Genomic DNA, 25,092 nt, shown 5'->3' with positions numbered 1-25,092 from the left:
TGGCGCTCGGCGGTCTGTGCCGCGGCTAGGTGACCTTGGCCAAGGCGCGATCCCACAGCTCCCGCGCGAGCACGGGATCGTCGGCCGCGCGGTTGGCCCTCGCGACTTTGCCCCTCGCGTAGTACTCGCCGGATGCCCAGTCGACGCCGGGCGTACTGGAGGCCAACCACACCAGCTGGTCGGCACCCCGGTCCGGGGTTTTGATGAGGCGGCTGACCGGGGTGCGCTGCATGGTCGTCAGAAAACGTGAGCCCGACGAGTGACCGATGTTGGTGTTGACGAAGCCCGGGTGCACCACGGCGGCCGACAGCCCGTCGGCGTGGTAGCGCCGATGTAATTCTTTGGTGAACAAGATGTTTGCCAGTTTCGCCAGCGCGTAGGCGGTGCTCGGCGTGCGCCGGGCGGTCGTTTCGAAATCGTCGAGGGTGACGTGGCGGAGCAGCCGCTGCGACGAGCTCGACGTGTTGACGATGACGGCGTGCGACGCGACGAGCACGTCGAGCAACATGGTGGTGAGCAGAAAGGGCGCCAGGTAGTTGACCTGAAGAGTGATCTCGTGGCCGTCTGCGGTGTTGCGCAACTTGCTGAACACGCCGCCGGCGTTGTTGCCCAGTACGTCGATGCGCGGGCATTCCGAGCGGATCTTGTCCGCCAGGGCCCGCACTTGGCACAGGTCCGCGAAGTCGGCCGCAAAGTAAGCGGCGTTCAGCTCAGCGGCAATGACGGCAATCTTGCTTTGGGTCCGTCCGACCACTACGACGTTCGCGCCGCTGCGGTGTAGCCGGCGGGCCGCCGCGGCGCCGATTCCGTCACTGGCGCCCGTGATGACAATCGTCCTACGCGTCATTGCCTAGTCCTCCACGGGGAGTCTAACCAGGGCGGGACGGCCTCCTGGGTCACGCCAACGCGTAGCGCACCGGCAAGTGTTTGAGGCCACCGACGAAGGTGGTGGCCATGAGTTCCGGGTCACCAGTCAGTTCAATGGATTTGAGCCTGGGCAGCAGCTCGGTGAAGAAGCTGTTGACCTCCATGCGAGCCAAAGCCGCGCCCATGCAGAAGTGCACCCCGTAGCCGAAGGCCAGGTGCTTGTTGGGGTCGCGCCCGACGTCGAAGCGGAACGGGTCGACGAAGACGTCCTCGTCGCGGTTGGCCGAGACGTAGGACAGCAGCACCGAATCCCCGGCCGCGATGGGCACTCCGCGCACGGTGGTGTCCTCGGTGGCGGTGCGCATGAATTCCTTGACGGGGGTGACCCAGCGGATCATTTCCTCGGTGGCCAGTGGCATCAGATCGAGGTTGTCGCGCAGGCGCTCGAGCTGGTCGGGATTGTCGATGAGCGCCTGCAGGCCGCCGGAGATGGTCGCACTGGTGGTGTCGTGCCCCGCGGTGGCGACGATGAGGTAATACGACACGGTGTCGATGTCCGATAGCGGCTCGCCGTCGACGCGGGCGTTGGCGATGGCGGACGCCAGATCCTCGGTGGGGTGCTCGCGGCGGGACTCGGTCACCCCGTTGAAGTACTGGAACATGTCGAACAAGGCGGGCAGCTGATCCTCGTTGGTGGTGCCCCGCTTGAATTCGGAATCGTCACTGCCGAACAATTCCTGGGTCAGCTTGAGCATCCTCGGGAAGTCTGCCTCCGGCAGGCCCAGCAGCGACATGATCACGTAGAGCGGGTAATTGACCGCTACCTCCTGGACGAAGTCGCACTCAGGGCTGGCGGCCATCATCTTGTCGACGTAGATTTTTGCGAGCTCGTCGACGCGAACCTTCAACGCCCGCATCGCCTTTGGCCTGAACCAGTCGGACCCGATCGCACGCACCACCCGATGCTGCGGGTCGTCGAGGTGGATCAGCGTGCGCACGCCCGCGGCCGCTTGCATCTCGTCGCCCTCTGCTGTCGTCAGGACGGGGCGGGGCCAGTTGGTGAACAGCATGTTCTCGCGTTCGATGTCCATAATGTCGGCGTGCTTGGTGATCGCCCAGAACGGCCGGTAGTCCGGCACCTCGACCCACGACACCGGTGCGTTGGCGCGCAAATGCGTCAGCGCCGCGTGCAAACGCCGCTCGTCGGTGTAGGCCAAAGGGTCCGCCAGCAGGTTGGCGGACTCGTCTACCGTGGTTGTGCTCACTCGCGAAACTCCTTCAGTGCGGCTGTGATACAGGACTGGGAGGCGTTGAAGAAGATGGGCAGAACCCGGTCGACGCCGTGGCAGCGATCCCTGAGGGCGGCGGCGATGGTGTCCACCGGGCCGACGACGGCAAAGGCCGCGAGCGCCTCGTCGTCGATCAGCGAGCCCATGGCGTCCCATTCACCCGCGATGGACAGGCGGTGCAGTTCGGTCTGCAGGTCTCCCCAACCGTGCAGTTCCAACACCCTGCGGTATGCGGGCGTCGACCCGTAGAAGGCGATCTGCTTGCGCACGGCGGCGGTGGCGGCCGTCAGTTCGTCCTCGTTCTCGCCGGTCGCGATCATCACCTCGCTGGACACTTCAAAGTCGCTGCGGCTCCTGCCGGTTCGCTGCATGCCGCGGAGCAGCGCCGGCATCGTGACCTCGTCCAGGTAGCGCTTGGAAACCATCGGGTGCCCCAGGTGGCCATCGGCGACCTCGCCGCACATCTCGGTCATCGCCTCGCCCACCGCCGCGATGAAGACTCTCGGCGCGGAATAGGGTTGCGGCTCCGGGGTGAACATCGGCGTCATGATCTTGTGCGTGTAGAACTCGCCCTCGAACCGCAGCTTCCCGCCGTCTTTCCAAGCCGACCAGATCGCATGCAGGGCGGCGACGAACTCGCGCATCCGGCGCGCGGGATGGCTCCACGGCATGCTGAACCGTTTTTCGATGTGGGGCTGAATCTGGGTGCCCAGCCCGAGGATGAACCGGCCCTTCGAGTACGCCTGCAGGTCCCAACCGATGTTGGCGACGATCATCGGGTTGCGGGCGAACGCCACGGCGATGTTGGTGCCGAGTTCGAGCCGCGACGTGCGCTCGGCGGCCAGCAGCAGCGGCAGGAACGGGTCGTGACTGGTCTCCGCGGTCCAGCCGCCGTCGTACCCGTCGCGTTCCAGGGCGACCGCCGCATCGGTCACCCGGGCGAGTTGATTGGGGATGCCCCCGTCGACCTTGAGGCGGGCGGCGTCGGGCATGCGGGTAACTTTACAGTAAGCAATCCAGTATGTGACCCTGCAGACGTAGCGACCGCAAGCGCGGCGTAGCCGGGCGCGGCGGGTCGCCGGCACCGGGCCTGCTCGCCAGACGAACCATCCATGAGGTAGGACAGAGGCATGCCGAAAGCCCAGGACTGGGGAGAAACGCTCGACGATCTCGGGCGGCGCCGCGAGCGCGCGTGGGGTATGGGTGGTCCCGAGCGGCTCGACAAGCACCGCGGCAAGGGCAAGCTCGATGCGCGGGCGCGCATCGAGCGCCTCCTCGACCCGGGGACCTTCCGCGAAATCGGCACGCTGGTCGGCGGTGACATCGCGGCCGACGGCCTGGTCGTCGGCTCCGGATTGATCAACGGTTCGCCGGTGATGCTGGGCTCGGAGGACTTCACCACCATGGCCGGCAGCATCGGACCCGGAGGCAACTCCAAGCGCTACCGCATCGCCGAACTCGCGCTGCGCGACAAGGTTCCCCTGGTGATGCTGCTCGAAGGCGCCGGCTTTCGCCCTGGCGGTGGACATTACGGCCGCGCCCCAACCGACCTGCTCGCCCAGGCGCAGTGCTCGGGCCGGGTACCGACCGTCGCCGCCGTACTCGGCCCCTCGGCCGGACACGGCGCCCTCGTCGCCCCGGTCTGCGACTTCCGGATCATGAGCGCTCAGGGCGCGATCTTCACCGCCGGACCGCCGGTCGTCAAAGAGTCCACCGGAGAAGAGATCTCGAAGGAGGACCTCGGCGGCCCCGGCACCGCCGTGCCGAGCGGCGTGATCCACAACGTCGCCGACGACGACGAAGCCGTGATCGACGATATTCGGCGCTACCTGTCGTACTTCCCGCCGAGCGCGTGGTCGTACCCGGCGCAGTTGCCGCCGGACGGGGACAGCGAGCCACGTGCGACGCCCGAACTACTCGACATCGTCTCTCGCGACAACCGCCGCGTCTACGACATGCGTGCCGTGCTGGACGTGGTCTTCGACCGGCCCGACTGGTTCGAAGTCCAGCCGCAGTACGGCAAGGCGATCATCTGCGCGTTGGCCCATCTCGGTGGCCACCCGGTCGCGGTTGTCGCGAACCAGCCCAACGTGCTCGCGGGCTCCATCGACGCCGACGCGGCGGACAAGGCGGCACATTTCATCATGGTGGCCGACTCTTTCCATCTGCCCATCGTGTTCCTCGCCGATAACCCCGGCATGCTGCCAGGTAGTCGGTCCGAGCGCAGCGGCGTGCTGCGCGCCGGTGCGCGGATGTTCGCCGCGCAGACGGCGGCGACCACGGTCAAGTTGCACGTCACTTTGCGCAAGGCATACGGATTCGGCTCGATGGTCATGTCGCTGTTGGGTTTCGATCACCAGAGCGCGACCTTCGCTTATCCGGGCGCGACCATGGGCGCCATGAGCGCCGCCGCGCTGGGCCGGGCGACGCATGCCGGTGAGGACATCGCCGCGAAGCTGCGTGACGCCGAGCTGCAGGCGTCCTATCGCTCGGCCGAACATCTGGGATTCGACGAATTGATCGATCCCCGCGAAACCCGTGATGCCTTACTCAGTTCACTGCTTCGTGGACTGTCCAGCCGGCAGGCCGCCGCCGAACCGGTCAGCCGGACCGTCATCATGCCTTAACGGGCTAAGCGCTCCCCCGATAGGCCGCGATCACGGGCTCGAGTTCGTCCGGTGTCGCGCCGTGCATGATCACCGCGTCGGCCCCGTAGTCGAATTCCTTGCGCACGCGATCCGCGCATTGCCGGGCAGACCCGGTAGCCGACGGCGCCAGCCACTCGTCGGGGATCAACGTCGCGATGTGCTCGATCTGCTCGGCCGTGGCCTTGTGGTCGATCCCGCCGGCGATCGACGTCACCACCGGGTCGTCCCGGAAGCGTTGCAGCACAGCCGGATCCCAGTTGTTAGTCCGCACCATCAAGTCGCCGTAGCCCTGCAGATAGGTGGCCAGGCGCGCGACCGTCTTCTTCAGCCGCAGCTCCTCGGGAAGGTGGTCGCCGACGGTCGCAAAGCACGACCACACCCGCACGCTGTCCGGGTCGCGGCCGGCCTTTTCGGCCGCGGCCTTCACCGTCTTCGCGCAGCGCTGCAGCGTCTCGGGGGTGAAATAGGTGTGCAGGATGACGTCGTCGAACACGCGTCCCCCGAGTTCGAGTGTCTTCGGTCCGAAAGCCACCAGCGCCAACCGGATTTGCTCGTTGAAGTCGGGGTCGAGGAACAGGATCGGGTATTTGCCCATCGGCCCATCGTGGTTGAAGATCAGCTCGCCGCGCCACAGGCGCCGCATGACCTGTGCCCAGTCCTCCATCTGCGCGGTGGTGACCGCCGGTATGCCGAACGCCCCGTAGATCGCCGCGATTCCCCGGCCGATCCCCAGCGTGAAGCGCCCGCGGGAGAGCCGGTGCATGGTAGTGGCCCACGACCCGGTGATCAGCGGATGGCGGGTGTTGTGATTGGTTGCGGCGGTGGCGATCTGCATCCGGGTCGTCACGGCGCACGCTGCCCCCGTCAGCGACGACGCCTCCTTGACGTTCCAGCGCTCGGAGATGAACGCGGTGCCGAGACCCAGCTCCTCGCCCCGGCGGGCCTCGTCGACCAGTGTTGCCGGGCCTTCCCCGCCGGCACCAGCCAGCAAGTAGTAACCCAATTCATCAAGCGTGCGATCGCTCAACTCCAAACTCCTTGCTGATAGCCGCAATTCCAGACCTCGGCGATCTTCCCGTCGACGACGCGGAACACCTCGATGCTGGCGACGTTGCTCTCGGCGCCGTCCTTGGTTGTCATCGACGAGTCGTAGACGATCGCGACATGCTCGCCGTCGTCTCCGGCGGCGACGACGTTCAGATCGAATCTCAACTTGTCGAACATCGCCCAGACGTCCTTGACCCGGCTGACGGCCTGGTCGCGGGTCAGCGTATGCGCCTCGCCCACCCCGTGCCGGATCACGGTGTCGGCGAACAACTCCTCGGCCAGCTCCAGGTTGTGCTCGTTCCAGACGACGAGGTTGTAGAGTTCGACGACTTCGCGGGCCGTGCGGGCGGCTCCCATCAGCCGGTGACCTCGCGCAGGAATCGATCGGTCACCCGCTGCACGCGCCGGGAGAAAATGTGCCCGACGTGGCTGCCGTCGTACCAGTACAGTTGGCCGCCCCAGCGCGCCTGCAACTCGACCGCGGGATCGCGCATCGCCATCCGGTCATGCCACGCGCCGACGATGAGCCGGCGATGCGGCGGGGGCGCGGGGTCCACCCGCAGCGGATCGATCACCGAGGTCAGCTTAACTACCTCCGGAGACGCCAGCAGGTCGCGGAAGCCGTCGCGGGAGGCCCCCCAGCGCCCCAAGTGCCGGGCAATCATCGCGTTGAGTCCCAGTATCGGCGTGTACAGCGCAACCGCCTCCACCTGCCTTTCCAGGTGCGAAACCAGCGCGGCGACCGGGGTTCCCATTGAAATCCCCGCTACCACAACGGCACTGGCCTGCGGCCGCGCCCAGCGCACCACCGCGCGGATCTCGGACACCGAACGCATCATGCCGGCGACGTTGCCCAATGGGTCCATGTCCGGGTAGGCGGGCCACTCCCGGCGTCGGCAGCCGTGACCGGGCTGCACCGGCAGTGCGACGTTGAACCCGAGTTGGTGGTGTATGCGGCCGATGCGACTCAGCAGCAGGTCTTCGGTGCCGCCCTGACCGGCGCCGTGCACCCAGATCAGCCACGGCCTCGGGCCATCGGGGTGCCGGCACAGGTGCACCACCGCTCGCGCCGGCCCGCCCAGCCCCTCGGCCGCAAGGGATTCCGGCAACGCCGGGTCATGTTCGAATGCCATCCGTTCATACGCGAGGTTGCCGATGCGGCGCCGCCCCACCGAGGTCGCCCGCAACGGTCTCGGCTCGGCGTGCGCACGGTCGATACCCAGGGCGGCCAATTCTTCGGCAGCGGTGGTGCAGCCATGGAGCGACCGGATGCCCGCGGGAGTCCCGCCCAATAACGAAAACCCGCTCAGGACAAGCTCGTCCAGCATCACCTCGCCGAACTGGCGTAGCCCGCGTGGCGACGCTGGAACCCAGCGCGTCGATTGGTTCAGGCCGGCGACCGTACGGGGCACCAACATGCCGAGTTCGCGGGTCACGTCCCTGGCGAGACCCAGGCCTTGCGTTACCTTCGACATTTCAGTCACCTACGCCAGCTTGAAACCGGCGCGTCCGCCGGCCGCGATTTCGTCGCGGCGCTGGGAACACATCGCGCCAAGACTCGGCATCCTTGGTGCCCGGGCATCGGCAGCAGTGCGCCTTCGAACGGCCGGAAAGCTTCCGGCTCGTCAGCCGCCTCCGTCATTTCGCTCCTTGCCGTGCACAGGCTGGACTGCTGAAATCTATACTGTAACGGACTTAGTATCAGGCAATCGGAGGCTTCGGCGTGAAAGTGCCCTTCACCTGGAAGGTCACCGGGTGGTTCATGGTCGGGTGGTCGCCCGAATTCCCGGTTGGCGAGGTGCGGCCGCTGCACTACTTCGGCGAGGATCTGGTCGCCTACCGCGACGAGTCCGGCGAATTACACGTCCTGGAGGCGCACTGCAAGCACCTCGGTGCCCACATCGGCCACGGTGGAAAGGTGCTCGGCGACTGCGTCGAATGCCCCTTCCATGGCTGGCGCTGGGGCCCGGACGGCACCAACCGGTACATCCCCTATCAACCCGACCGGCCCAACCGCGCGCTTCGGCTGCGGGTGTACCCGGTGCGCGAGCAGTACGACTGCGTGTTCGTCTGGCACCAGCCGGAAGGCAAGGAGCCGCAGTGGGACATGCCGGACATCTTCCGGAAATTTCCGCAATTCGAAACCGACCCGGCGGCGTATTACCGCGCGTACCCGGAGTTCTCTCGGCGCGCCGAACGCGAGCCGGTGCATCCGCAGATCGTGGCGGAGAATGCTCCCGACAGCGCACATTTCGAATACGTACACCACGCCACGGTGACGCCGCGGGTGCTGGACTGGAAGATCGTCGACCACGAGTGGCAGTTCGTCGCGGGATGGCCAGACGCGCGCAGCGACAACCCCGACGATCTCGCGCTGCGGTTCCACAGTCACCTGTTTGGCCTGGGCGGAGCGATCAGCGTCTTCGAGGGGGCACAGAACCATCGGCTGATCTTCACCTGCACGCCGGTCGACGACGAGTGTTCGGACCTGTTCTATTCGATCTGGTGGCCACGGGTCCCCGGCGACACATCCGATGTACCGCAGGGCAAGCTGCGCGACGTGATCGAACAGCAATTCCTGTCCACCGTCTTCGACGATCTGCAAATCTGGCGCTACCAAAAGTACGTGGAGAATCCGGCGCTTTCCAAGGTCGACGCGAAAGGGTATATGGCACTGCGGAAGTGGGCGAAGCAGTTCTATGACGTCCCGGCCGAAGTGTCCGCATCGGCATGACAGCGAAACTTGCCGAAGTCGCGGCGCCCGAGCACACCGCGATCGTCACGCAGGAATGCCAGGGCGCCGTCATCGGGCCCAACGCCGGACTGGCGATGCTGGCCGAGGAAGCACGGCGGGTCGCCCTGCCTAATATCGTGCGGCTGTTGCCGGCGGCACGGGCGGCCGGGGCACGCGTCGTGCACTGCCTGGTGCAACGGCGGCCCGATGGGCTCGGCTCCAACCACAACGCCAAGATCTTCGCCATGGGGCACGGTCAGGTTGACATCACCCTGGGCACCCCCGGTGCGGCCCTGCTCCCCGAATTGGGCCCCGAGCCCGACGATCTGGTGCTGAGCCGCTGGCACGGCGTCGGGCCGATGGGCGGCACGGACCTGGACGCGATACTGCGCAATCTGGGGGTCTCCACCATCGTTGTCGTCGGGGTGTCGCTGAACATCGCCATCCCCAATGTCGTCATGGACGCCGTCAACGCCGCCTACCGCGTCATCGTGCCCCGCGATGCGGTCGCCGGCATACCCACCGAATATGGAGAGGCCATCATCGCCAACACCCTGTCCCTGCTTGCGACCATTACCACCACCGAAGAGCTGCTCGACGTGTGGACGCAGCGATGACCGACACCGCACCCGGAGTTCGCGGCGGGTTCCCCGACGTCAAACCAGTCGAGGACGCTCCCGAGGAACTGGGGCCCTTCGTCGCCGCGCTGCGCCGCCTGCAGGACCTGACCGTGTCCACCAAGCCTGACCCCGCGCTTTGGGCCGCCGCGACCGTGCACCTGGAGAACGCATGCGCGCTGCTGAACGGCCACCAGGTTCCGGAGACCGAGTCGGTAGCCGGCCGAGTGCTGAGCCTGCCCGGGTTGGCCCATCCCTTGATGCCGCCCTGGATGGTCACCGAGTCATGTCCCGATGGCGTGACTATGGCGGGCCATTTCACCACCGCCCACATTGGCGGGAACCGGGCCGTGCACGGCGGCATGATCCCGCTGTTCTACGACTGGCTGTTCGGGATGGTGGTCTCCACAGCGGGCACGCCACCCACCCGGACCGCATACCTGCACGTCGATTACCGCAACATCACCCCGATCGACGAGCCGCTGACCGCCCAGGGACAAATCTCCGCCATCGACGGCAGGAAAGTTTTCATTGACGCTACTATGACAGCCGGCAATGGAACCTTGCTCAGCGAAGCCAACGGCTTGATGGTTCGCCTGCTACCCCACCAGCCGTGAGAGGCCTAATGTCCGACACAGCAACACAATTCACGGTTCCCGCCGTCGCGGCGGCCGTCGCGGCCGCGATTCCCGACCGAGAGCTGCTCATCCAGGGCGAACGGCGACACAGCTATTCACAGGTGATCGAGCGGTCACACCGCCTCGCCGCGTACCTGCACTCCCGTGGGCTGGGGTGCCACACCGAACGCTCCGCGCTCCCCGGCCATGAGGCCGGCCAGGACCTGCTCGGCATCTACGCCTACAACGGGAACGAATTCGTAGAGGCGTTGCTGGGCGCGTTCCAGGCCCGAGTCGCCCCGTTCAACGTCAACTTCCGCTATGTCAAGAGCGAGCTGCAGTATCTCTTGGCGGATTCCGGGGCGACCGCGCTGATCTACCACGCCGTGTTCGCGCCGCGGGTGGCCGAAATCTTGCCCGACCTCCCCCAACTGCGGGTACTGATCCAGATCGCCGACGACTCCGGCAACGAATTGATCTACGGCGCAGTGGATTACGAGAGCATCGTCGCGTCTTCCACACCGGAGCCACCCGCGGTGCAGCCTTCGCCCGACGACCTGTACGTCCTGTATACCGGCGGCACGACGGGGATGCCCAAAGGCGTGCTGTGGCGCCAGCACGACATCTTCATGACGTCCTTCGGCGGCCGCAACCTGATGACCGGCGAGCCCTTCGGGTCCATCGAGGAGATCGCGGCGGGAGTGGGCGCGGGCCCCGGCACCAAGTTGATGATCCTGCCGCCGCTGATGCACGGGGCGGCCCAGTGGAGTGTGATGACGGCGATCACGACCGGGCAGTCCGTCGTATTCCCGTCGGTCGTCGATCGTCTGGACGCCGACGAGGTCGTCCGCACCATCGAGCGCGAGCGGGTGACCGTGGTGACGGTGGTCGGTGACGCGATGGCCCGCCCCTTGGTCGCCGCCATCGAGAAAGGGATCGCGGACGTTTCGTCGCTCGCCGTGGTCGCCAACGGCGGCGCGCTGCTCACCCCGTTCGTCAAGCAACGGTTGATCGAAGTCCTGCCGAACGCCGTCGTCGTCGACGGTGTCGGGTCCTCGGAAACCGGCGCGCAGATGCACCACATGTCGACGTCGGGCGCGGTGTCGACGGGCACCTTCAACGCGGGACCGGACACGTTCGTGGCGGCCGAGGATCTAACCTCCATCCTGGAGCCGGGTCACGACGGAATGGGCTGGCTGGCGCAACGCGGGTACGTTCCCCTGGGCTACAAGGGCGATGCGGCCAAGACCGCCAAGACCTTTCCCGTCATCGACGGCGTGCGCTACGCGATTCCCGGCGACCGGGCCCGCCACCACCCCGACGGCAGGATCGAATTGCTGGGCCGCGATTCCGTGACGATCAACTCGGGCGGTGAAAAGATCTTCGTCGAGGAGGTCGAGACCGCCATCGCGTCGCATCCGGCGGTGGCCGACGTGGTGGTCGCCGGACGTCCCAGCGAGCGGTGGGGCCAGGAGGTCGTGGCCGTCGTCGCGCTGGCCGAGGGCGCCCGCGCCGACGCCGAGGAGTTGGTCGCCCACGCCGGCCAATCGCTGGCCCGCTACAAACTTCCCAAGGCGATCGTGTTCCGCGCGGCAATCGAGCGCAGCCCGTCGGGCAAGGCCGACTATCGGTGGGCGCGCGAGCAGGCGGTGAACGGCTAACTCCCGACCGGCGGGGCCCGCCCATATTGTCTACTGTAAGAATTACAGTACGATCTTACGCATTGGCTTGCCCCGTTCCTGCTGGAGATGCTGGAGTGCTACGTGACGACCGACGTTCGCAGCAGTGACGAGACCGTCAGCCTGCGTGATCCCTACCCGTTCTTCGCGCGAAAGCGCCGCGAATCCGGGGTGTTCCGCGGGACGGTCATGGACTACTCCAAGACGCCCGAGTCGCTCATGCCCAAGCGGGAGTACTCCGCGGTGTCCTTCGACGCGGTGAATACGGTGTTCCGGGACGGCCGAGTGTTCAGCTCCGCACCGTACGACAAGACGATCGGCCTCTTCATGGGGCCGACCATCCTGGCGATGGAGGGAAAGAAGCATCGCGACCATCGCAACCTGGTGTCCGCGGCGTTCAAGTCCAAGGCGCTGGCCCGCTGGGAGAACACCATCGTCCGGCCGATCTGCAACGCGCTGATCGACGAATTCATCGCCCGCGGTGCAGCAGACCTAGTCCGCAACTTCACCTTCGAATTCCCCACCCGCGTCATCGCCCAACTGCTCGGGTTGCCGGCCGACGACTTGCCGATGTTCCGCAAGCGCGCCGTGCAATTGATCAGCTACCACGTCGACTACGAGGGCGCGTTCGAGGCGTCGGCGGCGCTCAAGGACTACTTCGTCGAGCAGATCGAACAGCGCAAATCCCAGCCCACCGAGGACATCATCGGCGATCTGGTCACCGCCGAGATCGACGGCGAAAAGCTAAGCGACGAAGCCATTTACTCCTTCCTGCGGCTGCTGCTGCCGGCCGGCTTGGAAACCACGTACCGGTCGTCGGGCAACCTGCTGTACCTGCTGCTCACCCACCCGGACCAGTTCGACGCGGTGCAGGCCGATCGCGAACTCCTGCCCCAGGCGATCGAGGAAGGGCTGCGCTTCGAGACGCCGCTCACCACCGTGCAGCGATTCACCACCGAGGACACCCAACTCGAAGGAGTCGAGATTCCGGCACGCGCGGTGGTGGGCGTGTGCATAGGGTCGGCGAACCGCGACGAACGGCGCTGGGATCGTTCGGAAGAGTTCGACATCTTCCGCAAGCACCAACCGCACATCTCCTTCGCCGCCGGTGAGCACACGTGCCTGGGGCTGCACCTGGCGCGGCTGGAGACCCGCGTCGCGGTCGAATGCCTGCTGGACCGGGTGACCGACGTCAGGCTGCTCACGGACGACGACCCACACATCCACGGCCAGCCCTTCCGTTCGCCGACGGCGCTTCCCGTGACGTTCAAGGCAAAGTAGGGTCCGAAAATGGTCAAAGTGATGTCGGGCTTCCGGGTCCTGGAACTTGCGCAATTCACCTTCGTCCCGGCGGCCGGCGCCATCCTGGCCGACTGGGGCGCGGACGTCATCAAGGTCGAGCACCCGCTGCGAGGTGACACCCAGCGCGGCTTCATCAACATGGGTGGCATTCAACTCGATCCGGAGCGGCACCCGCTGATGGAGCATCCCAACCGGGGCAAGCGCAGCGTGGGGATCGACGTGTCCACGCCGGGCGGTCAGGAAGTGATCTACGAACTGGCCAGGACCGCCGATGTGTTCCTCACCAACTACATGCCCGCGCAGCGGCAGAAGCACAACTTCGACGTGGAGCACATTCGCGCGGTGAACCCGAACATCGTCTATGCGCGCGGTTCGGCGTACGGCGACAAGGGCGCCGAGCGCGACGTCGGTGGCTATGACGGGACGGCGTTCTGGACGCGCAGCGGCATCGGGTACGCGCTGACGCCCGAGGAGCTGGGCGGCGCACTGGGGCAAGGCATTCCCGCGTTCGGCGACTCCATCGGCGGCATGTTCATCGCCGGCGGCATCTCGGCGGCGCTGCTGCATCGCGAGCGCACCGGAGAAGCCCTCGAGCTCGACGTGTCGTTGCTGAGCACGGCCTGGTGGGCGGCGGGGGCGAGCGTGACGCAGGGCATGGAGACCGGGCAGGTGATGCGCACTCCCATGCCGGGCTCCGCCACCGCGATGTCGGTGAACCCCTTCATGGGCAACTATGAGACCTCCGATGGCGGCACCATCAACCTGTGCATCATCAGCCCGACCGGCTTGATCCGCGACACGTTCGAGCATCTCGGCATCCCCGAGGCGGCCGACGATCCCCGCTTCTCCGACGTGCTCCCGCTGATCCAGAATGCCAACGCGGCCGCCGAACTGATCGCAAAGGCCTTCGCCGGCAAGCCCTTCGAGTACTGGCGGCAGCACCTGAAAACGATGAAGGGTCAGTGGGCGCCGTTCCAGAGCCTGCTCGACCTGGTGGACGACGAGCAGGCCCTTGCCAACGACATGGTCAGCGAGGTCGAACTCGCCAGCGGCGGAAAGCCTTTCCGCGTCGTGCGCGGCCCCGTGCAGTTCAACCACGAGCCGCTGGTCACCACGCGGGCGCCCCAGGCCTCCGAGCACACCGAGATCGTGCTGATGGAACTGGGCATGGATTGGGACCGCATCGAGGAACTGAAGGACTCGGGAGCCATTGCGTGAATGACGTCGCGGTCATCGGTGTCGGCCTGCACCCGTTCGGCCGCTTCGAGGGCAAGTCCGCGATGGAGATGGCCGCTGGCGCCATCCATCTCGCGGTCGCCGACGCGGGCATCGAGTGGAAGGACATCCAAGCCGCCACGGGGGGCAGCTGGACCGTGGCCAATCCCGACGCGATCGTCGCCATGGTCGGACTATCGGGCATCCCGTTCACCAACGTGTTCAACGCGTGCGCGACCGCCGCCAGCGCCGCCAAGGCGTGCGCCGACGGCATCCGGCTGGGCGACTACGACATCGGGATCGCCATCGGTCTGGACAAGCACCCGCGCGGTGCCTTCACCGAGGACCCCGCCCTGGTGGGGATGCCTCGGTGGTACGCCGAGAACGGCCAGTACCTGACGACAAAGTTCTTCGGCATGAAGGCCAACCGCTATTTGCACGATCACGGCATCTCGCAGCAGACACTGGCGAAGGTGGCCGCGAAGAACTTTCGCAATGGGGCGTTGAACCCCAATGCGTTTCGCCGCAAGCCTATCGCCGAAGACGACATCCTCAACTCCGCGATGCTGAACTACCCACTCACGCAGTACATGTTCTGTGCACCCGACGAGGGGGCCGCGGCCGTGGTGATGTGCCGCGCGGACATCGCGCACCGCTATACCGCGACGCCGATTTTCCTGCGGGCGGTCGAGGTGCGCACCCGTCGATATGGCGCCTACGAGGTCAACACCACCTTCGCTCCGGTCGACGAGGACGTCTCCCCGACTGTGTACGCGTCGCGCGCCGCGTTCGAGAAAGCGGGCGTGGCACCGCAGGACGTCGACGTCATCCAACTGCAGGACACCGACGCCGGCGCGGAGATCATTCACATGGCCGAATGCGGGTTCTGCGCCGACGGCGAGCAGGAAAAGCTATTGGCCGACGGCGCAACCGAAATCAGCGGATCGATGCCGGTCAACACCGACGGCGGGCTCATTGCGAACGGCGAGCCGATCGGGGCTTCGGGTCTGCGGCAGATCCACGAACTGGTGCGACAACTTCGCGGCCAGGCCGGCGATCGCCAGGTAACGGGTGAGCCGCGCGTGGGCTTCGCTCAGCTATACGGCGCACCGGGCACCGCCGCGGCAACGATCCTGACGATCTGAGCGCAGTTTGCCGACCTCGGGACGGGGCCCGGGCACTATCTGGCGACGCTCTGGCGGCAGGCACATCGCTGATCGGCGGGCACCCGTTTCATCACGCTCTCGGCGTGCGCCCCACATCCCGCCCAAGTGATCTTGCCGCAGCGCCCGCAGCTCACGGGGTAACACATGGTTGCTTCCCTACCGTTGAGGGCGAACCGATTGCGCCATTACGCCTTCACCGCAGCTTTTCGCTCTGCGATCTTGGCACGGACCTGCGCCATGTCAAGACGCTTGACCTGATCGATCAAATCGTCTAGCACGGCTGGTGACATCGCTCCCGGCTGACTGTAAACGAGGATTCCATCGCGGAACGCCATGATCGTCGGCACTGAGCGGATGCCTACCGTCGCGGCTAGTTCGCGCTCGGCGTCGGTGTCCACCTTGGCGTACACGATATCCGGGTGGGTCTGCGCGGACCGTTCGAAGACGGGCGCGAAAGCCCGGCATGGCCCACACCATGGGGCCCAAAAGTCAACGAGCACAATCGGACTTGCGAGTACCGTCGACTCGAAGTCGGCGGCGGTCAGTGACTTGACGATCATAATTGCTCCTTTCGAGAGTTTCAGGTGAGGATCGGATCCAGACCTGAGCGGGTCCAGCAAGCTGGGCTGATTACGGACCGAACGCGATAGTGCCCGTTTATTGCGTCGGTTCAGCGGTGCCCGCGGTCCCGTCAGCGAATTCGCAAAATGCGCTGTACGCGCGCGCACCGTAGATCGTCGCCGGACCACCGTGCATGAGAATGCTGACGCCGATCGCCTCGGCGGCCTCTTCCTTGGATGCTCCGGCACGGGCCGCCCCCTGAGCGTGGGAGGCGATGCAGCCATCGCATCCGGCGACGACCCCGATCGCCATCGCGATCAGCTCCTTGAACTTCTTGTCCAAGGCTCCTGAGGTCAGTGCGCCGCTGCTCATCTCGGCGAAACCCCGGTACACGTCGGGGATCATCTTGCGCAGGGCGCGGTGCTGAGGGTTGAGGTCGTCCAGCACCTGTTGGTAGTGGTTGTGTTCGGTCATAAGAGCTATAATACCTATACGGGTAGGGGTATTTCTCGATGCGACTGATTTTTCCTTCGGCGCACATATTCCTCCCCCAATAGAGTCCATCGGCCCTAGAAACGCGTCATCGCGGAGCGCAATCTGGCCTCGGAGCGCCTGGCGTTCCCGCACGGCGGCAACCATGTCGTGTGGCGATGCCGGCGCACGACATAGAGGAGCATCAATGGCACGAGTCGTCATCCTCGGCGCTGGTATCGCCGGGCATACCGCCGCGCTACACCTTCGCCGATGGCTGGGCCGCAGTCACGAAGTCGTCGTGATTTCACCCAACGCCGACTGGAACTGGATCCCGTCCAACATCTGGGTCGGAGTGGGCCGCATGGATCCCGCCAAGGTGCTCATTCCGCTCGAACCCATCTACCGCCGCAAGGGCATCGTGTTTCACCAAGCGCTTGCCACCGCGATCCATCCGGAGGGCACCAAAGATCAGCCGGCGCCATCGGTGGACTTCACCTACACCGACGAGGAGCGCGACGGTCAGAGCGGCACCATTACGTATGACTACCTCATCAACGCGACCGGACCGCGCCTGAATTTCGCGGCTACCCCCGGGCTCGGCCCCGCAGGCCACTCTTACTCGGTGTGCACCGCGGCCCACGCCGTCGAGGCGGCCGAGGCGCTCGACCGGGTCATCGCCAGGTTGAAGGCCGGCGAGAAACAGCGGCTGGTCATCGGCGTCGGACACGGCACCTGCACCTGCGAGGGCGCGGCGTTCGAGTACGCCTTCAACGTCGAGCACACGTTGCGGGCGGAGGGCGTGCGAGACCTGGCGGACGTCGTCTACCTCACCAACGAGTACGAACTGGGCGACTTCGGCGTCGGCGGCATGAGCTTCGTCGAGAAGGGCTTCGTACAGTCCAGCCGGCTGTGGACGGAATCGCTGTTCCGCGAGCGCGGCGTCAAAGCGATCACGCAAGCTGCCGTGCACGAGGTGATGGACGGCAAGCTGCGCTACGAGCAACTCGACGGCAGAGAGCACGAGTTGGATTTCGACTTCGCCATGCTCCTGCCTCCGTTCAGGGGAGCCGCACTGATGGCATACGACAAGGACGGCAACGACATCAGCTCCGTTCTGTTCGCGCCGTCGGGCTTCATGAAGGTCGACGCAGACTACTCGGGCAAACCGTATGACGAATGGTCCGCCGAGGATTGGCCGTACACCTACGAGTCGCCGGCCTATCCCAACATCTTCGCCCCGGGCATCGCGTTCGCGCCCCCGCATCCCATCTCCCGGCCGCGCACGAGTCCCAACGGGACCGTCATCACGCCCAGTCCACCGCGCACCGGCATGCCGTCGGGCATCATGGCCAAGACGGTTGCCGAGACCATCCGCGATCGAATCACCAAGGGAACGACCGTAGTTGCGCACCGCGCCTCGATGTCGAGCATGGGTGCCGCATGCGTCGCCTCGGCAGGCACCGGTTTGCGCGAGGGTTCGGCCGCCGCCATGACGATGTTCCCGGTCGTCCCCGATCCGGTGAAGTACCCGCAAACGGGTCGCGACATCGCCGGCACCTCCGGTGAGCTCGGATTGGCCGGCCACTGGATCAAGCTGCTGCTGCACTATCTCTTCATCTACAAGGCTAAAGCCCGCCCATTCTGGTGGCTGATCCCCGAATGAAAGGCACTTCGATGGACGACGAAACCTCCTACTCGGACGTGAACGCGCTGACGGCCGAGCGCATCGCCGATGCACCGCTGCCCACCCCGGCAACCCTGCGGACGCGTCAGAACCTCTTTGTGCAATTCGGACGTTTCATCCGTATCAATCTCAAGATGCTGCGGATCATTTACGGGCACGGCTGAGGGGCGCCCGGGTCCGAGAGACATCAACCCGGCCGCGCTGGTCAGGACACTTTCTTGACCGGCGGCGCGTAAGCCGGCTTGCCCAGGCCGAGCATGTACTGGGCGATCATGTTGCGGAACACCTCCAGCGTGCCGCCATAGATTCCCACCAGCGGGGCGAATCGGTAGGCGTATTCGGCGCTGCCGTCGTCGGCGGCCGCTTCGGCTCCGTATGGCAGCGTGGAGGCGGCGCCGAGGATGTCCATCAGTTCCGGGGAGATGTCACGCATTGTTTGCGCGATGGCGACCCTGCCGAAGATGCTCGGCGTGGCCAGCGCTATCTCCAGTCGGGCGACGCAGCGGCCCAGCCGGTATGCCACCGACTTGTCGTCGATGAGCCGGCGCCCGTCGCCGTCGAGCCGTGTCACGCTCGCCGCGGCCTTGTCCACCGCCTGAGACAGAAAGCCGGCCTGGTGCATCATGATTGAGGTGTCCTGCAGTCCGTCGGGGGCGGCGGCGACGGCACCGTGCTCGACGTTGAGCGGCTCGCGCAGCACGGTCCAGCCACCGTTCACCTCACCCAGCCGGTACTTGTCGTCTACCCGCACATCGCTGTAGTAGACGATGTTGGTCCGATCGCCGTCCACCGTGCGGATTCCCTGGATTTCGATGCCCGGCGATTCCAGTGGCACCAGGAACATGGTCAGGCTCTTGTGCTTTGGCTCGTCCGGGGCGGTGTTGGTGATCAGGAAGACGTACTGACAGTTATGGGCGCCGGTCGTGAACATCTTGGAGCCGTTGATGACCCAGCTCGATCCATCCGCCTCGCGCACGGCGCGGGTCTTACAGGTGGCGATATCGGAGCCGCCTTCGGGCTCGGTGTAGCCGAGGCATAACCGGACCTCGCCGCTGAAAACTTTGGGTAATACCTCGTCGCGTAGTTGCGGCGAGCCGAACTTGTTCACCGAACGGGCCACCATGGCGGTCGTCCCCCAGGTCACCCAGGGCACGTGTGCACGCCGCTTCTCCAGCTCCCAGATGCGCCGCCGCACCCGGGTGAAACCCCCTTCGGATTCCGGTTTCCACTCGGCTTCCAAATAGCCTGCCGCGCCGAACTTCAGGTGCAGACCTTCGTCGAAATTGTCGCCCGTCTCGCGGTCCCGGCGCCTGATCTCCTCGGTCATATGGGTACCCAGGAAGTTGCGCGCTTCGTCGCGGAACGCCTTGTCCTCGTCCGACAGTTCGACGCGGGAGAAATCCATGGTGTCGCCCCTTCCTAGGCCGGCTGCGCCGCGCCCTCGCGGGCAGTCACGATTTCGGCGACCCGTTGCGCCGTGGCGCCCGGATCGCCGCCGGCCAGTGGCCATCCCCGGGCGCGCACCAGATACGCCGTCGCCGCGGCTTCGGACGAAACCCCGAGTCCGCCCTGGATGTGAACCGCCATGGTCGCGGCCTTGGCAGCCTCCTCAGCCATGAAAACGAATGCGGAGGGCGCCAATTCGGGCCGCTCGTCGGGTTCGTTGTCCAAGAACCAGGCGGCACGTCGAGCCAGGTTCCGTCCACCCTGGACGGTGATGGCCATGTTCGCGAGGGGGTGCGAGATCGCTTGCAGGGTGGAGATTGGCACGCCCAGCGTGTAGCGGGTCTTGGCGAACTCGGCCGCGATCGTCATGGTCTCCTCCACCAGCCCGACGAGCGCCGCCGCGATCAGCAGCCGCCATTCGTCGAGCGCCAGCCGGTACGTCGCCAGCGCTTCGGGTCCTTCGGCGACGACCGTACGGGTGTCGGCCGCGGTCGGGTCTACCCACGCCATCGGCAGCCGACCGATGTTGTCGACCTTCGCGGGCCGGGTGGCGAAGGTCAGCCGCACGACTTCGTCGCCTTCGCGAACGATGATGTGGTCGGCGATTGACCCAGAGGGAATCAACCGCGGACCGCGTCCGGCGTCGAGACGCGGGTCGAGCGCGGCCAGCTGTTCCCCCTCGGCCACTCCGGCGACCCCCTCACCCAGGGCGCCGAGGCGCCCCAGCAGGCGGGCGGTGCACACATGGTCGATCCACGGGACGGGTGCCAGGGACCGGCCGAGCTCTTCGGCCACCAAGGTGAGATCGACCAAGGTGGCGGCGTCGCCGCCGCACGACTCCGGCAGTGCCATCGTGGTCGCGCCCATCCCGCACAACCTCTCCCAGAGGTTCTTGTCGAAGCCGGATGGCTCTGCGGCCCGCACGGTTTCGATCGAGCAGTGGGTCTTGAAGAACTGCTTGTAGGCGTCCTGCAGGGCCACATGGTCGTCGGACAGGCTGTAGTCCAGCCGGCGGAGTTCGAAGCGGTCCATCGTTACTCGTCCTTCCCGAAGAAGAAGTCTCGCGCGTTGTTGTAAAGGTAGTTGTCCAGCACCTCGGCGGGCAGGTCAAGAGCACGGGCCTCGGGTATGACCCGGCGCATGGGCAGCACCGGCCAGTCCGACGCGTAGATCACCTTGTTGGGGCCCCGCGTGCGCATGTAGTGCAGCAGGCTCTCGGGCAGCCGCTTGGGCGACCACGCCGACGTCATGAGGCGCAGGTTGGCGTACTTCAACAGCAACCGGATCGCGACGTCCCACCACGGGTCGGCGCCGTGGATCATGCACAGCCGTAGCTCAGGGAATCGCACGCACACGCGGTCCAGGTGCATCGGGTGCTGAACCTCCCCGGGTATCGGCGGTCCCGGGATGCCGGTGTTGATGCAGAGCGGAAGGTCCAGTTCCGCGCACTTGGCGTAGAGCGGGTAGTACACGGCGTCGCTGGGCGGGTACTGGCCGTCGCCCCAAAAGCTCGGCCCGACTACGGCATACGCGACGGGCAACTCGGCCGAGATGGCGGTCAGTTCGCGCAGCGACCGTACCGGCCGCAGCAAGTTGGCCCCGCCCATGGCCAGCGCGAACCGGTCCGGCCTGGCTTCGACGAATTTGCGCGCGGTCGTGGACGGGTTGGCAAGCGAGTCCATCAGGATCGCCTTCTGCACGCCCTGTTCGTCCATCTCGGCGAGCAATTCGGAGAGTTCGACCGGGGCGAACATCGACTTGGGGCCCTTGAAGTAATCGTCCCTGACCTTCAGCATCCACGTCGGCTGAGATTCGGCTTCCCCGAAGTGGACGTTCACCAGGCAGTCAATCGCTTTGGTGTTCATGACTTCCTTCGGGGTCGGACGGGACCAGCGCGATCGCCGGAACGTGTTGAGTGGCTTGCTCTCTGGCCCAGCGGTAATTGGGCTTGCCGTTGCCGAGGCGTTCGATCTGCTCGACGAAAATGAAGGCCTTGGGCGCCTTGAAATGCGCCAGCTGCGTCGTGCACGCGCCGTAGAGCGCGTCCTGGGTGAGGTGGGCGTCGGCGTGCGTCGCGACGAGCGCGACGACCTCTTGTCCCCACCGCTCACTCGGCCGCCCTACGACCAGGGCATCGACGACGCCCGGTTGTGCTCGCAGCACTTCCTCGACTTCTTCGACGAATACCTTTTCGCCACCGGTGTTCACGACCAGCGAATCGCGGCCGAGTAGGCGAATGGTGCCATCGGGTTCGAAAGATGCCCGGTCGCCGGGGATCACCACCCGCTGTCCCTCGATCTCCGGAAAGGTTCGTTGCGTGGCCTCGGCGTCGCCGAAATAGCCGAGCGGAATCCGGCCCGTCCGGGCGGCCCAGCCGACCTCCTGCTCACCGGGCCGCAGGAACCGGCTCCGGTCGGCCGACACCACGGTCGCCCCCTCCCTGGGCTGGAAGGTCTCGCTGGCGTTCCCTTCGCGGCTGTGCCCGAACGCCATGTTGCCGCTCTCGGACGATCCGTAGCCCTCGATGATGGTGATGTGCGGCAGGCATTCCATCAGTGCGCGCTTGTGTTTCGCGTTCGTCGCGGCGCCTCCGGTGCCGATCGCGTTCAGCGAGGACAGGTCATAGGAGCGCGCACGCAGCTCGGCGATCAGCGGCCCGGCGTAGGCGTCGCCCACCATGGTCATCATGCCCACCTTCTCGCGCTCGGCGGTTTCCCACACCGACCGTACGTCCAGCTTGTTGCGGTCGTCGTAGAGGATCACTGGCAGGCCGGCGCAGAGCGCGGCGAAGGCGGTCCACATGCCGGCGGCGTGCATGAGCGGAGATACGGCGAACCACGGCTGCCCACCCCCAGCGACCTTGTCATGGATCTCGGTGACGCTGGCATGGTCGGCGCCCACCATCGACGACACATACATGTCGCTCTGTCGCCACAGCACACCCTTCGGGCGTCCCGTCGTCCCGCCGGTACACATCATGATGAGGTCATCCGGGGAGCCAGCGTCCTCGCGGTCGGGGCCGGCGGCCGCCAGCACATCGTCGAACGAGATCGACTTCGGCAGTTGGGGAACGGTACTGCCGTCATCGATTGATATCAGCAACTCCGTGCCGGTCGGGGGCAACACGTCGGCGAACCGGGCGCCGAGCGAGCGGTGGTAGATGATGCCTCGGGGGCGCACATAGTCGAGCAGGTCGCGGATTTCCCGCGGCGAGTAGTGGTGATTGACGTTGACCGGGACGGTGCGCGCCTTGAGGCATCCGATCACCATGTCGGGGTAGAGGTCGTTGTACATGATGAGCGCGATCCGATCCTGGCCGCACTCCCAGGGTTGCAACTCATCGCGCGCGGCGTAGACGCCAAAACCCCTGCCCTCGAGGTAGTTCGCCAACCGGTTGGTGCGACGTGCCGATTCGGCGAACGTACTTTTACGGTCTCCACACACCGTCATCAGGCGGTCGGGCACCACGTCCGCAATGGCGTCGAGAACGGCGCCCACGGTCCATTCGCTCATAGCGCGAGCGACTAGACGGCCGACACGGCGGGAACGCCGAGCAAGTCGAGGGCGTTGTGGCGCATCACTTTACGGATATCTTCTTCGCTGAAGCCGTTGAGCTCTCCGGCGAACGCCACCGGCGTCTCGAGGCCCTCGCCGTGCGGCCAGTCGGAACCGAACAAGATCTTGTCGATGCCGATGACATTGGCAAGCTCCACCAGGTCGTCCTCGTAGTACGGAGCGATCCAGACATTGTTGCGCAATTGCTCCACCGGATCCTCGGGGAAGTCACGGGGCTGGGTATTGGCCGCCTTCTTCAACCGCTTGATCAGCCGATGGACGAAGTACGAGCCGTTCTCGATGCTGACCGCCTTGAGCTTCGGATGACGGGTGAACACGCCGTGCACGATCATCGAGGCCATCGTGTCGTGAATGGCACGGTCGTCGAGGAGCACGTTGTCCAGCGGATCCTTCGCGCCGAACCCCTCGAATGTCGCCTTGCCACCCCACGCCGCCGCGATGTGCAGATAACCGCTGTCGCTGAGGTGGAATCCGACCGGAACTCCCGCTTCGGCCAGCCGGGCCCACACCGGGTCATGGCTGGGATCACCCAACGAGCGCGGCTTGACCAAGCCGGGCACCGGCGCCGGGCGCACCAGCACCAGCTTGGCGCCGCGTCCCAACACGAACTCCACCTCGTCGAGCGCCACGGCCGGATCGGCCAGCGAGATGATCGGCGCGGCAATGATCCGGCGATCGGGCCGGTCGAAGCCCCAATCCTCGTCGAGCCACAGGTTGAATGCGTGCAGCGACGCCATGGTCGCTTCGATGTCGTGCTTGAGTGCCTCCTCGACCCCGCATGCGAAAGTCGGCAGCATGAACGCCGTTTCGATTTCTTGGGTGTCCATCACCGCGACACGGGCATCGCGGTTCTGGTACTCGGGGTGGTCGGCGAGCCGCTCGACCTTCATCAGCGACGCCGGATCGACGCCTTCGGGGATCTCCCCACGGAACAACAGATCCAGACAACCCGGCACGATGATCGGGTCGAAGGTGGGGTTGGGAACGAAATGGTTGACCCGGCCCCCGATCACGGCAAGGGTGCGCTTGCCCTGACTGACCATCTGGACGCCGCGGCTCTTGAAAGCCCTGTCGAGGTGGCGGGTGAACGCGTCCAGGGGCTCGTAGTAGTGGTTGTCGACGTCAATCGCCTTGTAACCCAAGTTGGCCATGATCTTCCTTTCCGGGCGGTACCGGCGAGCGCTAAGCGTCGGTCGAGTTGAGCGAGGGGAACTGCGGGGGCCGCTTCTCGAGGAAGCTGGTGATGCCTTCGATGACGTCCGGCCGCGGCATCGCTTCGTGCAGCAGGGTTTCGGCGCGCGAGGTGGCGTCCACGACATCGCGAGTGGCGTCACCGTAGACCTGCCTCTTGATCACTTCCATGGACGCCGGCGAACAATTGCGGGCGATGTCCTCGGCGTAGTCCAACGCGCGCTTCATCAGATCTTCGGGCGCGACCACTTCCTTGACCAGGCCGAGCTCGGCGGCCTCCTCGGCGAGGAAGGTGCGTCCACTCAGCAACAGATCCAGGGCGACGCCCCACGTGGTGAGGCGCGGGAGTATCCACGAGATGCCGAACTCGGCGATCAGTCCGCGGCGGGCGAAGACCGCGGCGAACTTGGCACCGGCGGAAGCGAACCGGACGTCGCACATGAGCGCCTGGGTCAGGCCGATGCCAACACAGGCGCCATTGATGGCCGCGATCACGGGCTTGCGCAGTGTGGTCACGAAATGCGGTGGCCGCTCGCCCACCAAGTCGGCGAGTTTGGTCTGGCCCGCCTTCTTCATCGTGTCGCCGTAGCTCGGCGCGGAACTCGGCGTGCCGAGATACGCGCCCGCGCAAAAGCCCTTGCCCCGCCCGGTCAACACGATCACCCGGATGGCCGGGTCCTGTTCGGCGCGGTCGATCGCGGAGTAAAAGCCGTCGGCGATGTCAGGGCCCCAGGCGTTGAGACGGTCCGGACGGTTGAAGGTCAGAATCGCGACGCCGCTGCCGGTGGCCTCGTAGAGCACTGCGTCCTCGGAAGCGCCGTCGCTGCCGGACATCTCCCCCGGTACCTCCTCGTCGTTCGCCTACCGGATTTCGCGATGTTTTGTACGCATACTGTATACCTATCGGTACCGTTTTCCACAACCGTCGCCACGCCCCCGCGCACCCCGGCCGAACAGCGGATTTCCGCCCAGTTGACCG

24 protein-coding genes are annotated in these 25,092 nt (G+C 65.9%); 10 read left to right on the top strand and 14 right to left on the bottom strand.

Annotated elements, in window-relative coordinates; translation table 11 throughout:
• Positions 1-25: 25 nt before the first annotated feature.
• Genes A5773_RS09705 through A5773_RS09695 form a run of 3 tightly spaced genes read right to left on the bottom strand, consistent with a single transcriptional unit; the run spans position 26 to position 3,148 of the window.
• A complete protein-coding gene (locus tag A5773_RS09705) occupies positions 26-847 on the bottom strand; it encodes an SDR family NAD(P)-dependent oxidoreductase (protein WP_066957204.1) in 822 nt (273 codons plus the stop codon).
• 49 nt (positions 848-896) lie between these two features.
• Positions 897-2,132 (bottom strand): cytochrome P450, encoded by a 1,236-nt coding sequence (locus A5773_RS09700; protein ID WP_066957206.1) that lies wholly within the window; start codon positions 2,130-2,132, stop codon positions 897-899.
• Positions 2,129-3,148, bottom strand: coding sequence for an LLM class F420-dependent oxidoreductase (locus tag A5773_RS09695; RefSeq protein ID WP_066957208.1), 1,020 nt, complete (start codon positions 3,146-3,148; stop codon positions 2,129-2,131). Before A5773_RS09695 ends, A5773_RS09700 begins: the two co-directional genes overlap by 4 nt.
• A gap of 138 nt (positions 3,149-3,286) precedes the next feature.
• Between A5773_RS09695 and A5773_RS09690 the strand changes: the two genes are divergently transcribed.
• On the top strand, positions 3,287-4,783 hold the full coding sequence (locus A5773_RS09690) for an acyl-CoA carboxylase subunit beta (RefSeq protein WP_066957210.1): 1,497 nt from the start codon (positions 3,287-3,289) through the stop codon (positions 4,781-4,783).
• Between the two features lie 4 nt (positions 4,784-4,787).
• On the opposite strand, the gene A5773_RS09685 is transcribed toward A5773_RS09690, so the two are convergent.
• Genes A5773_RS09685 through A5773_RS09675 form a run of 3 tightly spaced genes read right to left on the bottom strand, consistent with a single transcriptional unit; the run spans position 4,788 to position 7,326 of the window.
• A complete protein-coding gene (locus tag A5773_RS09685; protein ID WP_066957294.1) occupies positions 4,788-5,831 on the bottom strand; it encodes a TIGR03857 family LLM class F420-dependent oxidoreductase in 1,044 nt (347 codons plus the stop codon).
• Positions 5,828-6,208: a nuclear transport factor 2 family protein gene (locus tag A5773_RS09680; protein ID WP_066957212.1), complete on the bottom strand. Its 381-nt coding sequence runs from the start codon at positions 6,206-6,208 to the stop codon at positions 5,828-5,830. Before A5773_RS09680 ends, A5773_RS09685 begins: the two co-directional genes overlap by 4 nt.
• Entirely contained in the window at positions 6,208-7,326 is a 1,119-nt protein-coding gene (locus A5773_RS09675) for a PHB depolymerase family esterase (protein WP_066957214.1), read from the bottom strand. Before A5773_RS09675 ends, A5773_RS09680 begins: the two co-directional genes overlap by 1 nt.
• Positions 7,327-7,574: 248 nt before the next feature.
• Between A5773_RS09675 and A5773_RS09670 the strand changes: the two genes are divergently transcribed.
• The 7 genes from A5773_RS09670 (at position 7,575) to A5773_RS09640 (ending at position 15,160) form a co-directional block, all read left to right on the top strand.
• Complete coding sequence (locus A5773_RS09670) at positions 7,575-8,585, top strand: Rieske 2Fe-2S domain-containing protein (protein WP_066957216.1); 1,011 nt, start codon at positions 7,575-7,577, stop codon at positions 8,583-8,585.
• On the top strand, positions 8,582-9,202 hold the full coding sequence (locus A5773_RS09665; protein ID WP_066957218.1) for a cysteine hydrolase: 621 nt from the start codon (positions 8,582-8,584) through the stop codon (positions 9,200-9,202). The genes A5773_RS09670 and A5773_RS09665 overlap by 4 nt, the downstream gene beginning before the upstream one ends.
• On the top strand, positions 9,199-9,819 hold the full coding sequence (locus A5773_RS09660; protein WP_066957220.1) for a PaaI family thioesterase: 621 nt from the start codon (positions 9,199-9,201) through the stop codon (positions 9,817-9,819). Before A5773_RS09665 ends, A5773_RS09660 begins: the two co-directional genes overlap by 4 nt.
• A gap of 8 nt (positions 9,820-9,827) precedes the next feature.
• Positions 9,828-11,480 (top strand): acyl-CoA synthetase, encoded by a 1,653-nt coding sequence (locus A5773_RS09655; RefSeq protein WP_067790708.1) that lies wholly within the window; start codon positions 9,828-9,830, stop codon positions 11,478-11,480.
• A 102-nt stretch (positions 11,481-11,582) separates the two neighbouring features.
• Positions 11,583-12,779, top strand: coding sequence for a cytochrome P450 (locus A5773_RS09650; RefSeq protein ID WP_232001824.1), 1,197 nt, complete (start codon positions 11,583-11,585; stop codon positions 12,777-12,779).
• 21 nt (positions 12,780-12,800) lie between these two features.
• Entirely contained in the window at positions 12,801-14,018 is a 1,218-nt protein-coding gene (locus A5773_RS09645; RefSeq protein ID WP_066957296.1) for a CaiB/BaiF CoA-transferase family protein, read from the top strand.
• Positions 14,015-15,160 (top strand): thiolase family protein, encoded by a 1,146-nt coding sequence (locus A5773_RS09640; RefSeq protein ID WP_067790704.1) that lies wholly within the window; start codon positions 14,015-14,017, stop codon positions 15,158-15,160. The genes A5773_RS09645 and A5773_RS09640 overlap by 4 nt, the downstream gene beginning before the upstream one ends.
• Before the next feature lie 206 nt (positions 15,161-15,366).
• Here A5773_RS09640 and trxA read toward each other — a convergent pair whose 3' ends face one another.
• A complete protein-coding gene (gene trxA / locus A5773_RS09635; RefSeq protein WP_067790702.1) occupies positions 15,367-15,741 on the bottom strand; it encodes a thioredoxin in 375 nt (124 codons plus the stop codon).
• A 97-nt stretch (positions 15,742-15,838) separates the two neighbouring features.
• Entirely contained in the window at positions 15,839-16,216 is a 378-nt protein-coding gene (locus A5773_RS09630; protein WP_066957230.1) for a carboxymuconolactone decarboxylase family protein, read from the bottom strand.
• A 205-nt stretch (positions 16,217-16,421) separates the two neighbouring features.
• Between A5773_RS09630 and A5773_RS09625 the strand changes: the two genes are divergently transcribed.
• Positions 16,422-17,879, top strand: a complete 1,458-nt coding sequence (locus A5773_RS09625) for an NAD(P)/FAD-dependent oxidoreductase (RefSeq protein WP_067790700.1) — start codon at positions 16,422-16,424, stop codon at positions 17,877-17,879.
• A gap of 11 nt (positions 17,880-17,890) precedes the next feature.
• Positions 17,891-18,064, top strand: a complete 174-nt coding sequence (locus A5773_RS25975; protein ID WP_156659752.1) for a hypothetical protein — start codon at positions 17,891-17,893, stop codon at positions 18,062-18,064.
• 41 nt (positions 18,065-18,105) lie between these two features.
• Here the strand turns inward: A5773_RS25975 and A5773_RS09620 are convergent, their stop codons facing one another.
• Genes A5773_RS09620 through A5773_RS09595 form a run of 6 tightly spaced genes read right to left on the bottom strand, consistent with a single transcriptional unit; the run spans position 18,106 to position 24,947 of the window.
• The gene (locus A5773_RS09620; RefSeq protein ID WP_067790698.1) at positions 18,106-19,305 is read right to left on the bottom strand and encodes an acyl-CoA dehydrogenase family protein; all 1,200 of its coding nucleotides are present in this window, start codon (positions 19,303-19,305) and stop codon (positions 18,106-18,108) included.
• A 14-nt stretch (positions 19,306-19,319) separates the two neighbouring features.
• Positions 19,320-20,378 (bottom strand): acyl-CoA dehydrogenase family protein, encoded by a 1,059-nt coding sequence (locus A5773_RS09615; protein ID WP_067790696.1) that lies wholly within the window; start codon positions 20,376-20,378, stop codon positions 19,320-19,322.
• Positions 20,379-20,380: 2 nt separating this feature from the next.
• The gene (locus tag A5773_RS09610) at positions 20,381-21,211 is read right to left on the bottom strand and encodes an amidohydrolase family protein (protein ID WP_067790694.1); all 831 of its coding nucleotides are present in this window, start codon (positions 21,209-21,211) and stop codon (positions 20,381-20,383) included.
• Complete coding sequence (locus tag A5773_RS09605; RefSeq protein WP_067790692.1) at positions 21,192-22,859, bottom strand: acyl-CoA synthetase; 1,668 nt, start codon at positions 22,857-22,859, stop codon at positions 21,192-21,194. Before A5773_RS09605 ends, A5773_RS09610 begins: the two co-directional genes overlap by 20 nt.
• Positions 22,860-22,870: 11 nt before the next feature.
• Positions 22,871-24,073, bottom strand: coding sequence for an amidohydrolase family protein (locus A5773_RS09600; RefSeq protein WP_067790690.1), 1,203 nt, complete (start codon positions 24,071-24,073; stop codon positions 22,871-22,873).
• 31 nt (positions 24,074-24,104) lie between these two features.
• Positions 24,105-24,947, bottom strand: coding sequence for an enoyl-CoA hydratase (locus A5773_RS09595; RefSeq protein ID WP_067260939.1), 843 nt, complete (start codon positions 24,945-24,947; stop codon positions 24,105-24,107).
• Positions 24,948-25,092: the final 145 nt, after the last annotated feature.

It is taken from the genome of Mycobacterium sp. 852014-52450_SCH5900713, from assembly GCF_001667075.1.
In the GTDB taxonomy this organism is placed as follows: Bacteria; Actinomycetota; Actinomycetes; order Mycobacteriales; family Mycobacteriaceae; genus Mycobacterium.
This window is presented reverse-complemented; position numbering and strand designations above follow the sequence as displayed.